Annotated in this window: 11 protein-coding genes; 3 read left to right on the top strand and 8 right to left on the bottom strand. The window is 63.3% G+C overall.

Annotation, left to right across the window (positions count from 1 at the left end):
• The 3 genes from HWN72_RS29230 to HWN72_RS29220 all read left to right on the top strand — a co-directional run bounded on the left by HWN72_RS29230 (position 1) and on the right by HWN72_RS29220 (position 5,155).
• Positions 1–783: a glucose 1-dehydrogenase gene (locus HWN72_RS29230; protein WP_008829278.1), complete on the top strand. Its 783-nt coding sequence runs from the start codon at positions 1–3 to the stop codon at positions 781–783.
• Between the two features lie 4 nt (positions 784–787).
• Positions 788–2,689 carry a glycoside hydrolase family 15 protein gene (locus tag HWN72_RS29225; RefSeq protein WP_211152148.1) on the top strand — a complete coding sequence of 634 codons (1,902 nt, stop codon included), beginning with the start codon at positions 788–790 and terminating at the stop codon, positions 2,687–2,689.
• 450 nt (positions 2,690–3,139) lie between these two features.
• On the top strand, positions 3,140–5,155 hold the full coding sequence (locus tag HWN72_RS29220; RefSeq protein WP_375154551.1) for a TonB-dependent siderophore receptor: 2,016 nt from the start codon (positions 3,140–3,142) through the stop codon (positions 5,153–5,155).
• A 259-nt stretch (positions 5,156–5,414) separates the two neighbouring features.
• On the opposite strand, the gene HWN72_RS29215 is transcribed toward HWN72_RS29220, so the two are convergent.
• From HWN72_RS29215 to HWN72_RS29180, 8 genes are read right to left on the bottom strand one after another with little or no spacing between them, the layout of a single operon-like run.
• The gene (locus HWN72_RS29215; protein ID WP_211152147.1) at positions 5,415–7,340 is read right to left on the bottom strand and encodes a PAS domain-containing sensor histidine kinase; all 1,926 of its coding nucleotides are present in this window, start codon (positions 7,338–7,340) and stop codon (positions 5,415–5,417) included.
• 2 nt (positions 7,341–7,342) lie between these two features.
• Positions 7,343–7,984, bottom strand: coding sequence for a chemotaxis protein CheX (locus HWN72_RS29210; RefSeq protein WP_037518441.1), 642 nt, complete (start codon positions 7,982–7,984; stop codon positions 7,343–7,345).
• The gene (locus HWN72_RS29205; RefSeq protein ID WP_008829074.1) at positions 7,981–8,364 is read right to left on the bottom strand and encodes a response regulator; all 384 of its coding nucleotides are present in this window, start codon (positions 8,362–8,364) and stop codon (positions 7,981–7,983) included. Before HWN72_RS29205 ends, HWN72_RS29210 begins: the two co-directional genes overlap by 4 nt.
• 48 nt (positions 8,365–8,412) lie before the next feature.
• Complete coding sequence (locus HWN72_RS29200) at positions 8,413–8,676, bottom strand: hypothetical protein (RefSeq protein WP_069710036.1); 264 nt, start codon at positions 8,674–8,676, stop codon at positions 8,413–8,415.
• The gene (locus tag HWN72_RS29195) at positions 8,673–10,601 is read right to left on the bottom strand and encodes a chemotaxis protein CheA (RefSeq protein WP_211152146.1); all 1,929 of its coding nucleotides are present in this window, start codon (positions 10,599–10,601) and stop codon (positions 8,673–8,675) included. The genes HWN72_RS29200 and HWN72_RS29195 overlap by 4 nt, the downstream gene beginning before the upstream one ends.
• Positions 10,601–11,452, bottom strand: coding sequence for a protein-glutamate O-methyltransferase CheR (locus HWN72_RS29190; protein ID WP_008829071.1), 852 nt, complete (start codon positions 11,450–11,452; stop codon positions 10,601–10,603). Before HWN72_RS29190 ends, HWN72_RS29195 begins: the two co-directional genes overlap by 1 nt.
• Positions 11,449–12,552, bottom strand: a complete 1,104-nt coding sequence (gene cheB, locus HWN72_RS29185) for a chemotaxis-specific protein-glutamate methyltransferase CheB (RefSeq protein ID WP_211152145.1) — start codon at positions 12,550–12,552, stop codon at positions 11,449–11,451. Before cheB ends, HWN72_RS29190 begins: the two co-directional genes overlap by 4 nt.
• The gene (locus HWN72_RS29180; RefSeq protein ID WP_211152144.1) at positions 12,549–13,946 is read right to left on the bottom strand and encodes a chemotaxis protein CheW; all 1,398 of its coding nucleotides are present in this window, start codon (positions 13,944–13,946) and stop codon (positions 12,549–12,551) included. The genes cheB and HWN72_RS29180 overlap by 4 nt, the downstream gene beginning before the upstream one ends.

Raw genomic sequence — 13,946 nt, 5'->3', positions numbered from 1 at the left:
ATGGACATAGACCTGACGGGCAAGCGCGTCCTGGTCACAGGGGGCAATTCCGGGCTCGGTGCGGCCATCGCCAAGGCCTTTTCTGCCGAAGGCGCCTGCGTAGCCATCAACTACCTCGTCAATCCTGAAGAGACCGACACGCTGGTGAAGCAGTTCGTGACAGCCGGTGGCAAGGCGCTGGGACTGATGGCCGACATCAGCGACGCCGAAGCGATCGAGGCGATGTTCGAGGAGATCGACGAGGCTTGGGGCGGGATCGACATCCTGGTGAACAATGCCGGGATCGATGGCCACGCCGCACTGGGCTGGGAAGCTGAACCCGATGCCTGGGGCAAGGTCATCGACATCAATCTCAAGGGGGCTTTCCTTTGCGCCCGCGCTGCACTGAAGCGCATGGTCCCGCAGAAGTCCGGCGTAGTGCTCAATACTTCCAGCGTTCACGAGGTGATCGCCTGGACCGGCTACAGCGCGTACACGGCTAGCAAGGCCGGCGTGTCGATGATGTCGAAGTCGCTGGCGCAGGAGGCTGCTCCCCATGGCGTGCGGGTGCTGTGCATCGCTCCTGGCGCGATCCGCACGCCCATCAACAAGGCGGTATGGAGCGATCCGGAAACCTACAAGGATCTCCTCACCAAGATCCCTCTTGGTCGCATCGGAGAAGCGGAAGACATCGCCAGGATGGCCGTCGTTCTTGCTTCCGACGTTGCCGGCTATATCACCGGCACAACCGTCTTCGTCGATGGCGGCATGACCGACTACCCCTCCTTCGCGCATGGTGGGTGAGGGCATGGCGAACCGCATCGAGGATTACGGTCTGATCGGGAACATGCTGTCGGCTGCCCTCGTCGGTATCGACGGGTCCATAGACTGGCTTTGCCTGCCACGCTTTGACGCGCCGGCCTGCTTTGCTGCCCTGCTCGGCACGTCAGAGAACGGACGGTGGAAGATTGCTCCGGCTGATACCGCAACCAGGGCAACCCGGCGCTATCTCTCGGATACCGGCATCATCGAGACCCGCTTCGAGACCGCGACCGGGGTGGTGACCCTGACAGACTTCATGCCGATCAGTGAAATGGAGAACCATGTCGATGTGATCCGCATCGTAACGGGCATCTCGGGTGCGGTGGAGATGGACATGGAGTTCATCCTGCGCTTCGAGAACGGACAGGCAATCCCGTGGGTGACACGCAAGGACTATGGCATCAGCGCCGTTGCCGGGCCCAATGCGCTCGAGTTGCATACCAGCCTTGCGCTCGAGAACCGCGACATGCGCACCGCAGCCCGCTTTACCGTAGCGGAAGGCGAGAGCGTTCCGCTTACCCTGTCCTATCACCCCTCGAACGAGATGCCGCATTTCATCACGGATCGTCACGAGGCGCTCGAGCGGACCGCAACGTGGTGGCGGGAGTGGGTGAAGAGCGGCAGTATCAATGACATGCCCGACGACTGGTGTGATCCGGTAGTCCGCTCGCTCATCACCCTGAAGATGCTCACTTACAAGCCCACAGGCGGCATCGTGGCGGCACCAACCACGTCCCTGCCAGAAGCCATCGGGGGCGCGCGCAACTGGGACTATCGGTATTGCTGGCTGCGCGATTCAGCGCTGACGCTCTACGCATTGCTTAATGCCGGATATCGCGAGGAAGCCGAGGCTTGGCGACAGTGGCTGCTGCGGGCAGTGGCAGGCGCGCCGGAGCAGCTTCAGATCATGTATGGTCTTGGCGGGGAGCGCTGGCTGCCCGAGTTCGAGATTCCCTGGCTGCAGGGCTTCGAAGGCAGCAAGCCCGTGAGGGTGGGCAATGGCGCGGCTGACCAGATGCAGCTCGATGTCTATGGTGAGTTAATCGACACCCTTCATACCGCTCGCGATGCCGAATTGCAGCCGCAGGACGAAGCGTGGCGGTTGCAGAAGGTGCTGCTTGATCACGTCGAGGAAGTCTGGGAGACGCCCGATCGCGGGATTTGGGAAGTGCGCGGCCCGGCGCGGGCCTTCACGCATTCGCGGATGATGTGCTGGGTGGCATTCGATCGCGCGATCGAAACCGCCGAAAGGTTCGAGCTTGAAGGGCCGGTCGAACGCTGGCGCGAAGTGCGGCAGATGATCCATGACCAAATCTGCGATCAGGGCTTCGACACCGAACTGAACAGCTTCGTCCAGTATTATGGCGGGAAGACCCTGGACGCGAGTCTGCTGCTCATGGCGCAATTCGGTTTCCTTCCCCCCAGCGACCCGCGCGTGCAGGGCACGATTGCGGCGGTGGAGCGCGAACTGCTGCAGGGCGGCTTCGTCCAGCGCTACTCCACCGCCAGCGCCGATGATGGCGTGGGCGGCAGGGAAGGCGCATTTCTTGCGTGCAGCTTCTGGCTCGTCGACGCCTATGTGCTTTCGGGCAGGTTGGAAGATGCCCGCGATCTGTTCGAGCGGTTGATCGGGCTCGCGAACGATCTGGGTCTGCTTGCAGAAGAATACGATGCGCAGGACAATCGCCTACTCGGCAACTTCCCGCAGGCGTTCTCGCACATTGGTCTCGTGAACTCCGCTCACAACCTCGTAATGGACAAGGGGCCTGCGGCTCAGCGCGCCGACAGGTGCGCTCCACGATCCCAGAGGAAACCCTCGACCAATGGGTGTCGTAAGCCGGTGTCCGCGCTGATGCGGCCTGACCCTAGGCGATCCCCGAATTTCTGACCATAAAGATCGGCAGGAAAGCCAAGGGCATGCCGAAGTCATCCGCAAGCCGACATGCGAGCGGTCGTGCCGGAACGACTTGAGCCGGTTGCCCCTGCCGGGAAAGCGGAACGTCCGCAGCTGTGAACCGAAAATATGGCGCTGGGCGTCCGGGAAAGGTCGTTTCAATATTCTTTTAATTGCTCGCGCAGGATCAACCCATCGCCAGACACCCTTCAATGTTTCTTAAATGGCACAACTTCTCGTGACTGATCGTCCTTATATTGCCAATAAGTCGCAATAGCGGTAGCCAGGCCATTGTTGATACTCAGTCGCAAAAGGGTGTTTATGTTTTCCGTTCGTTCGATCGCGCTGTGCACTGCTGCAGTATTCGCCATGACGACGGCGGTTGCCGCCCATGCTTAGGAACCGGCGGCCGAAAATGCGGGCGCGGCTTCAAACGGTGACGAGATCATCGTTACTGGCGGCATTTCGGGTACCAAAACCGAAACGCCGCTGATTCAAGTGCCTCAGCCGCTCACCGTCATCACCTCGGAGCAGTATCTCTCGCAAGGCGCGATCAGCATCAGCGATACCGTGAAGTATGCCGCCGGTGTGCTCGCGAATGCCTATGGCCGCGATACCCGCGTCGATGGCTTCCGCGTGCGCGGCATCAATGCCCTGCAGTTTCGCGACGGCATGCGCGACGTCTTCTCGTACTACGCGAGCATCACCTCGGACCCCTACAACTTCGAGCGTGTCGAGATCGTGCGTGGCCCGGCTTCGGTGCTGTTCGGCCAGGGTTCGATCGGCGGTATCGTCAACCTTGTTTCCAAGACGCCGGAATTCCGCACAGGCGGCGAATTCAATGTCGTCTACGGCAGCTACGACCGTAAGGAAGCCATGGGCGACATCAATGTCGCGCTGGCCGACAATCTTGCGATCCGAGCCGTGGCACGCGTGCGCGACGCCAACACTTACGTCGATCACGTACCCGACGACCGCGTGATGTTCGCGCCTTCGATCCGCTGGCAGCCCACGCCCGACACCAACGTCATGGTGACCGGGCTCTATCAGGAGGACGACACCGGCTCGACCTCGCAGTTCCTGCCGATCGTCGGCACGTTCCTGCCCAATGCTGCCAACCCGAGCGGCAAGCTCGATCCCTACACCTTCGTCGGCAACGCAGGCTGGGACCGCTACGCTGGTCGCTCCCTGCAGGGCGGGGCCGCGATCACTCACAATTTCTCGGACAGCGTCCGCGTCAGTCTCAAGGCCCGCTACATCGACAGTGACCTCGAATATAACACCCACTACGCCGACAGCTATTCCAACCCGACCGATCCGTTCCTGCCCTATGCCCAGTACGGCACGTATGGCCGCACCATCGGCCTTTATGCCGATGCCAGCGACGCGCGGATGAACGTCTTCTCGACGGACAACAACGTCCAGTTCAAGTTCAACACCAGTGCCAATATCGAGCACACCATGATCGTCGGCATCGACTATAGCTGGAACAAGGTGGGCAAGCGCTATGCGGCGACGCCCGGCATCACCTACGACGCAAACGGCACCCCCGATTTCGACGGTATCGAAAAGATCGACATCTACGACATCAATTACGATGCGCTTCAGACTTACGATCCCACCGGCCCGTACGCCTATGAATCGCAAAAGCAGCTTGGCATTTACGTGCAGGACCAGATCCGCGCATTCGACCGCGTCTCGGTCGTCGTCGGCGCCCGCCGCGACCGCGTGACCGGCTCCTCGGGCCAGAAGGACAATGCCACCACGTTCCGTGCGGGCATCATCGGCGAACTGGGCGCCGGCTTCTCGCCTTTCTTCAGCTACACCGAGAGCTTCCTGCCGCAGGCCGGCACCATCATGCTGCCCGGCGGCATCCCCGGCGATCCCTACAAGCCGCTGACCGGCACGCAGTACGAAGCGGGCGTCAAGTGGCAGCCCGAGCCGCACACCCTGGTCACCGTCACCGCCTTCAAGATCAAGGAGCAGAACCGCGTGCTCTATCTGGCGGAGAACGCGACCACCCAATCGGGCGTGCTGAACACCAAGGGCATCGAAGTCGAGGCGAGCCACACGCTGCCGGGCAACTTCCAGCTGCTGCTCAACTATGGCTACAACAAGCTGAAGTCGGAAACCGACACCAATCTAGACTACATGCCGCGGCATGTCGCCTCGGCATGGACGACGAAGACCTTCGGCATCCCGGGCGACGCGCAGCTACGCCTTGGTGCGGGCGTCACCTATAATGGCAAGAGCCGCTCGACCAGCGCGATCTGGTCCATCGTCACGCCCTCGCGCACGAACGTCGATGCTCTTGCAGAAGTCTCGTGGGAGAACTGGCGCTTCTCGGTCAACGCGACGAACCTGCTCAACGAGATCCAGTACGCATCCTGCCTGGCGCGCGGCGACTGCTTCGTGGCGGCTCCGCGCAACATCATGGGCTCGATCGGCTACCGTTTCTGATCCGACACCTACTCCTATCGCCATCGTGCGCCACTGCAGCGCACGATGGCGTAGTCTCGCCACTCTCTTCCTTCGTCCCGATCGCGCGGCCGGCCTGCTGGAGGCTTCGCCAGCCCGAGAGTCGGCATTTTGCTGGCGCCGGTTTGGATAGAGGCATTGGTTTGGAAGGCGAACTTCTTGTTGCCAAACAGAGTAGCTGACCGTCCGTACCTGAGAACGAGATGCGGGCGCTTCAACGACCGATAAGGGGCGCCGGGAGCTATCCAGCCATGGCCGCAGAAATGGCCTGATCAAGCATAGTCTGTCCAAACGGTTTGCCCAATCGAACGATCCGCTGCTGGGAGCCTGCTGGTACGTCACCATATCCGCTGGCAAGGATGATAGGGATGTCCGCCCGTATCTCCGTGACATGGTCGGCCAATTGGGTTCCCGTCATCTGTGGCATCGCCTGATCTGTGATGACCAGGTCGATGTCCGGATACTGCCGGACAAGCGCAAGAGCCTCCGCGCCGGAATTCGCTTCCAGAACCTCATGCCCCAAATCCTCCAGCAAGGCGGAGGTATTCATGAGGATCAGGAAATCATCGTCCACGACCAGGATCTTCAGCTTTCCGGCGAAGGATGCCCTGCTTTCGCGCTGGGGTGCCGCCGGCGCAGCGTCCGGTTCGGCAGCAGGCAGCCACAAGGTTGCGCTGGTGCCGCGCCCGACAATGCTATCCAGTGTAAATCCGCCCTCCAGTTGCTTGGCTAGCCCATGGATCATGGAAAGGCCGAGGCCAGTGCCCTTGCCGATGCCTTTCGTCGTGAAAAAGGGCTCGGTTGCGCGGGCCAGCGTCGCTTCATCCATGCCGCTGCCGGTATCGATGACCGACAGGCCTATATAGGTGCCCGCCAAGAGGCCGTCAGACGGAATGTCCTTCGCCTCACGGCACTGGGCAACCACCTTGATGGTGCCGCCCTCCGGCATGGCGTCGCGGGCATTGACGGTCAGGTTCAGCAAGGCCAGCTCCAGCTGGTTGCTGTCTGCCAGAACGGCCGGAAGATGGTCCGGGAATTGCAGGTCGAGGGACCATGCCGGGCCCAGGGTGCGCTCGATCAGTTCGCGCACGTCATTGACCAGCACCGGCACGTCAATACGCTCCGATGCCAGGTCCTGCCGACGGGCGAATGCCAGCATGCGCTGCGTCAGGGCGGCCCCGCGCTCCGCACCCTGCTGGGCATTCTCGATCAGCTTCTGCGTATGGGGATCGGCCGGAATGCGTTTCTGAAGGAGCGTGAGGCTGCTGGTGATCGCCATCAGGAGGTTGTTGAAGTCGTGCGCGATGCCGCCGGTGAGTTGGCCGACAGCCTCCATCTTCTGCGCCTGTCGCAGCGCGTCCTCCGCCTGCTGGCGGTTGGCGACTTCCTGCTCGACCCGGCTTTCCAGCGTATCGTTCAATTCGCGCAGCTTGGCCTCGTTCTCTTTGGCCGCCGTGACATCATAGATGACGCCGATCAGGCGATAGCCGGCGCCTTCGCGCACAATCTCGCCGCGCCGTGCTATCCAGCGCATCGCACCATCGTCGTTTCGCCGAATGCAGAACTCCGCGTCGAGGCCATCGGGAATGGCGCCCTCGCGGTGGCTGGGGATGAGGAGGGCATTCTCCCCCTGCAACACGCCGTTGATCGTCTGTACGGGCAGGACGGGGGCAGGGTGGAGGCCCAGCAACCGGCAGAATTCATCGGAAACCGCAGTCGTGGCATAGCCGTCGACATATTCGAAAGTGCCGACACCGCCTGCGCTCTGGGCGACACGAAGGCGCTCCTCTGTCCTCTTGCGTTCGGTAACGTCGACCAGGATGCCGGTGAACCGCACCGGCTGATCATTCTCGTCGAGATGGCCTTGCCCCCGCGCGTGCATCCACAAGGGGACGCCGACGGGATCGACGACGCGAAACTCCTTGGAGAAGAGTTCCGCGCCCGACAGGATGCCCGCAACGGCGATGCGGATACGGGCGCGGTCCTCCGGATGGATGGCGGTGAAAAAGGCGCTGGTCGGTAGGTCGTTCGCCGTCTGCGGATCAAGGCCGAAGAGTTCCGCGAAGTGCGCATCGACCGACAATCGGTCGGCCGCAATGTCCCAATCCCACGTTCCACTGGCGCCCGCCGCCGCGAGGATGGAGCCGATCTGTTCTGGCTTGATCACGGTCAGATGCCGTCCTCTCCCACCACGCGCTCTATAAACTCGCCCAGTAATTCCTTCAACATGGCCAGCGACGGCAGGTCCATGATCATCGCGATATAGCCCCGAATGTCCCGGCTGCGCACCGCGAAATCGATATAAAGAAAGAGGACGAGCCCGTCCGTCTTGCCGTCCTCGCTCACCTCGAACAGGCTGGCCCCGGTTCCGCGCAGAACCTCCGGAATGGTCATGGTAAGCGAGCGACGAAGCATGTTCGCCATCGTCGCTAGGCAGCTGTTTAGTATGACATTGCCGGTTTCAGCCAGCGCCTCCTGCTCCATGTCGAGCACATCCTGCGCGGACAATTCGCCGCCGGTCACCGCCCGCACCAGCTCCAGACTGTTCGTCTCGGGAAAGATCAGCAACGCACGGCCGGAAAACGGGCCGGAAAAATCCTGACGCACGGCAACCAGATCGGTCACTTCACGTTCGCTGATGAGCCGCGCGGCTCGCTTCTGGCTCACCACTTCGATGGACGGCACCGACAGGAATACCTGGTCGCCGATCATCTTGCGCAGGCTGGATGCCGCGCGGCTGACGCCGATATTCACGATTTCGGTCAGTGCGTCGCGTTCAAGCTCGGCGAGCACAATGCTTTCAGGAATCACGCGCGCTGCGATCTGAGACGGAGTGCGGCCCCCGAGAGGAAGGGTTCCAGAGCATCGGGCGTCACGGGTTTGGCGACGAAAGCGGCGCCGATTTCCCGCGCGCGCGCTATGATCTCGTCCTGGATATTGGCAGTGATGATGGCGATAGGCATATCGGGTCGCAGAACGTGCAACTCGGCGGCAAGTTCAAGCCCGTCCTTCTCCGGCATGTTGAAATCAATCAGCGCGACGTCGGCGGGCTGTTCCGCGATGAGCTCCAGCGCCTGACCGGCGTTGCCGGCCTCGATCTTCCGCCAGTCCGGCTGCAGTTCCGCGAGGGCCTTTCCCGCGACGATTCTCGCCAGCTTGCTGTCATCGACAATCAGAACGGTAACGGACATCAGGCACTCCGGAAACAGGGAATATCGCGGCATTCTCGGCCATGGTTGCTAAGGCGTTTTGGTCGCTCTGTCGCTATCCGAAATCATTGGCTCAAAAATATTTCGCGCGAGAAAGGCTGACTCCGGTACGCCCCGAATGACAGGACGAAGCGCGAGCAGGACCTGCGCGACGGCCATGTGCAGCTTGTGAACGGCAGTGATGTCCACCACGGCCTCCGGCGCATCCTGCAAGGCAGCGAGCAGCGTTTCCGCATCCTCGACGCCGCAACGCCCCTCCAGACGGATGGTGTCGTCGGTTTTGCGCACGGTCATGCGGCCAGGTCCGGCAGGTCGAGGACGAGAAGGACGCTGCCATCGCCCATGAGGGCGGAGCCGATGACCCCTCGGGCAGAGGACAGCATGCCTGTCGGGGGGCGCACGATCGTATCGATGCGTTCGGCGAAATCATCGACCCGCAGCGCGATTGGCTCGCCGCGGCTCTGCGTCACCACCAGCTTGGCGTGCGGCCCTTCCGCGCGGCGGGCATCGAGCAGGGTCGCGAGGTCGAGCACGGGCACGGTCCGGTCACGCAGGACGCAGGCGATGCCCCGGCCGACCGGGAACAGCACGGACCGATCGATGCGGACCGTCTCGACCACCTGATCGAGGGCCACACCATAGCGCTCGCCGCCGACCTCCACGACCAGCAGTTGCGTCGTGAGCGCATTGGCAGGCAGGCGTATGCTGAAAATGGTGCCCTGGCCGGCGGTGCTGTCGATCTCGATGGAGCCTCGCAACCTGTCGATGGCCGCCTGCACGGCATCCATGCCGACGCCTCGTCCGGATACTTCCGTGACAGTGCCAGCGGTCGAAAAACCGGGAGCGAAGATGAGGCGTAGCGCGGCTGCATCGGTCAGAACCTCGGCTGCGTCCTGTGGCAGGAGGTCGCGTGCAACGGCGAGCTGCCGAATATGCTTGGGATCAATGCCTGCCCCATCGTCGCTCAGCGTGGCAACCACCGCGTCTCCCTCGCGAGCGAAGCTCAGGGCGATCCTGCCCTCCTGCGGTTTTCCCGCCGCACGGCGAACCTCGACGGCTTCTATGCCATGATCGATGGCATTGCGGACCATGTGGAGCAGAGGTTCGAAGAGGCCGTCGGCAATCTGCTTGTCGACCTCGATCCTTTCCCCGGCAATGGTAAGCGTCACGCTCTTGCCCAGGCTTTGCGCGATCTCGCGTGTGAGCCGTGGCAGGCGCTGGAGCGCAGGTTCAAGGGGAACCAGCCGCACGGCGGTCAGATTGCGATGGAGGGAACCCATCGCCCGCTCGATGGTCGCCTGGACGGCGCGGATGCGTGCCGCAAGGGCATGATCGACGCCCTGCGCGTCCTCGGCCAGCGGGGCGAGTCCGTTGATTGCCACGGCAAGGTCGGCCAGCCCGTCAGCCATCGCATCCACCCGTGCGGATGCGACCCGCAGCACGCTCGTATCGACGCGAGATGTACGGGCGATTTCGCCCCGGTCCCCGGACGTCAGCTCCGCAAATTGCACCTGATCGGGTTGCAGTCGGAAGGCGGCGCGAACCCTGTCCGGAGAGGCCGAACTGAGGCCCTCCAGGACGCCGAAGCAGGAGAAAGGCTCGATGGCCGTGGCACTAGGCCATGCTCCGTCGCGGGGGAGCATGGTGAGCGTGAGCAGGTTCGGCACGGCTTCCGCCACCGCCAGCGGGTCTTCGCCGCGAAAGAAGCAATCGGCATCCGGCGCGTAGCAAAACGCGACGACGGGCCCCGCCGCACCCGCGATGATCGCTGCCTCCCTCTCCGACAGGCGAGCGAGCCAGTTCTCTTTGTCCATCACCGGGTCAGGGGAAGGGGGCTCGGCAGCGCGCGACCTGAGACGGGCAATTGCCTGTTCACTCTTTGCCGGGGCATCCTCGCTCAACCGGCCGTCCCGCTCCATGTCGTCGATCCAGCGGTCAACCTCATCAAGGCTGGCGACAAGCGCGTCGGTCTCTGCCGCTTCGAGAGCGCAGGTGCCCTTGCGGACCCGCTCCAGAAGATCCTCGGCGGCATGCAGCAGCCGTTCGGCAGGGCCGAGGTCGAACACCACCACGGACCCCTTGAGCGTATGGATCGCCCGAAAAGCGCTGTCGATGGCGGCGACGTCGGTGGCATCGCGCGACAGGGCGGCAAAATCCTTGCCCGCCTGCGCGACGAGTTCGCGCCCCTCGATCAGAAATTGTTCAAGCAGTTCGTCCATTACGGCTTACGATAGACGATTGCGTCCGGAAGACGAGAGAGGGTGAAGCGATCGGAGATGCGCCCCATGGACTCGCTATGGCCGAGGCAGATGGTCCCGCCGGGGTTGAGGGCATCGAAGAGGTTGTTCGCTGCAATCAACCGAGAGCTGTCGTCAAAATAGATCAGCAGGTTGCGGCACAGGATCACATCGAACAGGCCCAGCCCGCTCAGGCTGCTCGCGTCGATGATGTTGGCGGCGACAAAGCGCACCGATTCCCGCAAATCCTGAATGATGCGGCGGCGATGCCCATGTTCCGGCTCGAAATAGCTTTCACGTACGGTGTCGGGCAGGCGGGCGAGCGCCCGTTCCGCGAAATGCCCGTCCTGTGCTTTGGCAATGGCACCCGTATCTATGTCGGACCCGACGATCTCGACATTATAGGCATCCACCAGCGGCCAGTTTTCCAGCAGCCAGAGCGCGATCGAATAAGCCTCCTCGCCCGTCGAGCAGGGCATGGACCAGATGCGGACAAGATCGCCCGGACGCTTGGTCCGGACCAGTTCGGGGAGGATGTCGCGGGAGAGGGCCGCAAGTTGATGCTCCTCGCGATAGAAATAGGTCTCGTTGATGGTGAAGGCGTTGATCAGCGCCTCACGCTCGGCCAGATGCACGCCGATAAAGCCCAGATAGGCTTTGGCTGTGGTGATATTGGTGCGCTTCATCCGCTCCGTGATACGGCGCTCGATATAATAGCGCTTGTTCTCGCCAAAGATCATGCCCGTCCAGCGGTAAAGCAGCGTGCAGACCGCCGCCAGCTCCTCCGGTGACAGGGCGATCGGTGCGTTGGCGGCGGAGGGTGCATCGCTCACGCGGGCAGAAGAGCCGTGAGCGCGTCGGCAATGCGGCCGAGTGGTCGGACAATGCCCGCGCCGTCCGCCTGCACCAACGCGCCGGGCATGCCCCACACCACCGCGCTGCTCTCCGCCTCGGCGATGGTGAGGCCGCCTGCCTGCTTCAATCGTGTCATTGCCGCTGCTCCGTCCGTGCCCATGCCGGTCATCAACACACCGACCAGCCTGTCGGGCGCAACCAGACGCATCGCACTGTCGACGAGCCGGTCGACGCTGGGGTGCCAGAAATAGTCGCTGCTGCTGGGAGCAGGGAGCGCGACGAGATGGCCATTGCGGCGCGAGAGGATGAGATCGGCATCGCCCTTGCCGATATAGGCATGGCCGGGGAGCAGCGGCGTGGTCCCTGTGATCTCCCGAACGGTCAGCGCACACATCCGGTCGAGGCGGCGCGCGAGCGGCCCGGTAAAGCTGGCGGGCATGTGCTGCGCGATCAGGATCGGCCAGGGAAAATCCTCCGACAGTTCGCCGAGCACGGCATCGAGCGCAGGCGGCCCACCCGTCGAGCAGCCGACGAGCACAAGGCCCGTCTCACCATCCACGCGGGACAAGCGCGGCAGGGGCGCGGCGCCATCCGGTATCGAGCGGACGGGGCGCGGCTTGCGCCCGGCGAGCCCGCCGCGGGCGCGCGCGCGAACGCGTTCCTGAAGGCGGGTGGTGCGGGAAATGCGGGCTTTCGATGCGGCGCGCACCTTGTCGACCAGATCGTCGGCGATGGCGTCGATTTCGAGCGATACGGCTCCTTTGGGCTTGGCGATGAAATCGACCGCGCCCAGCGCCATCGCCTCGAGCGTTTCCTCGGCGCCGTCTGCGGTCAGTGACGAGACCATGACGATGGGGCAGGGGCGTATCACCATGATCCGGTCGAGGCAGACCAGCCCGTCCATCCCCGGCATGTTGACGTCGAGCGTGATGACGTCCGGCGCGACGTCGGCCAGCATCTCCAGCGCCTCCGCACCGCTTCGCGCAACGGCCACTTCGAAGTCGCCCGCCGACGTGAAGATTTCGATCAGCAGGCGCCGCATCAGCGCCGAATCGTCAATGATGAGCAAGCGGGTCACGGCGCTTTGGTCACGCCCTTCTTGCTCAGTCTGGTCAGCAAATCCTGTGCGGCCCGGTCCAGCAACTCGCGCGGATTGACAATCAGGACGAGGTCGTCCCGGCCGCCGAGCGTCGCGACACGTTCGAAAACGCGTGTCCCCTCCGCACCCAGATCCGGGGCTTCGTGAAGCGCGCTTTCAGGCACCTGGGCGATTTCGGACACGGCATCGACGATGAAGCCGGCAGTCAGCGCGCCGATGCGCACCACGATCACACGGGGTTTGGCGCTGCCTACGGCGGTGCCGTTGAACCGCCGCGCCTGGTCGATCACCGGGATGACCTGACCGCGCACGTTCATGACTCCCTGCACGAAGTCGGGCGCCTTGGGCAGGGGCGTGAGGCGCGGCGGCAAGGGGACGACCTCATCGACCGCATCGAGGGGCAAACCGAAGCTGTCGTCGCCGATCCGGAACAGAAGAAACCGCTCGCATCGTTCGCTCGCCGCGCCGCCTGTCATGTTGCCCTGTTCCTTGCCATCGCCTTGTAGCAGCCTCGCCATGATGTCCTCGCGCAGCAGCTGGTCCGTGGCGAGGACGGACAGCAGGCCCTTGCCCTCCCCGAGCCGGCAGATCGCCTGGATGCGTGCTTCCGCGCCGCCCCGGTTCAGCACTTGCGGAACGGAATCGATGTCAGTCTCGGCGACGCGCACAACGGACTGCATCGCGTCGACCAGCAGACCGACGCGATGCGTGCCGATCCTGACGACGAGAATGCGGGCATGATGGTCTGCGGGCCGGATGGGAAGGGCCAGCAGGGCCGCGAGCGACAGCAATGGCAGGAGGTTGCCTTGCAGCGGCATGGTGCCGATCACGACATCGTCCGCATGCGGCATCCGGGCGATGTCGTCGGGCACGCGCATGATCTTGTCGATGTTGGACAAGGGGAGCGCAAAGGCCTGATCGCTGATCGTGAAAGCAACGAGCGCCAAGGTGTCTTGGCGGGCAGCGCGGCTTGCCAAAGCGATGACGCGCCCGCTGGACTCGCGCTGACGTTTCTTCGGCACGGCCTGTGCGACCAGCTCCGCAACGTCGAGCAGGGAGACGTCATGGACCGCGCGCTGGTCCGCAAGCTGAGCAACGCTGGTAACGGCCAGTCCTACGAGGCCGTCGGCATCGACGATGATCACACGCTGGCTTTCGCTCTCTTCCTGACCGATCAGCCGTCCAACGCAAATCACCGCAATAACCGTGCCGCGCATGTTCGCGACGCCCAGCAGCGCATCCGGCGCATGCGGCACACGCGAAATCCTCGGCATCGACAGGATTTCCCGCACCTGCGCAGCGGGCAAGCCCAGACGCCGTTCGCCGACGGTGAACGTCAGAATTTGCATGGCGGGGAGAGGGGCGGCGGCCAA

It is taken from the genome of Novosphingobium sp. HR1a, assembly GCF_015594425.1.
In the GTDB taxonomy this organism is placed as follows: Bacteria; Pseudomonadota; Alphaproteobacteria; order Sphingomonadales; family Sphingomonadaceae; genus Novosphingobium; species Novosphingobium resinovorum_A.
This window is presented reverse-complemented; position numbering and strand designations above follow the sequence as displayed.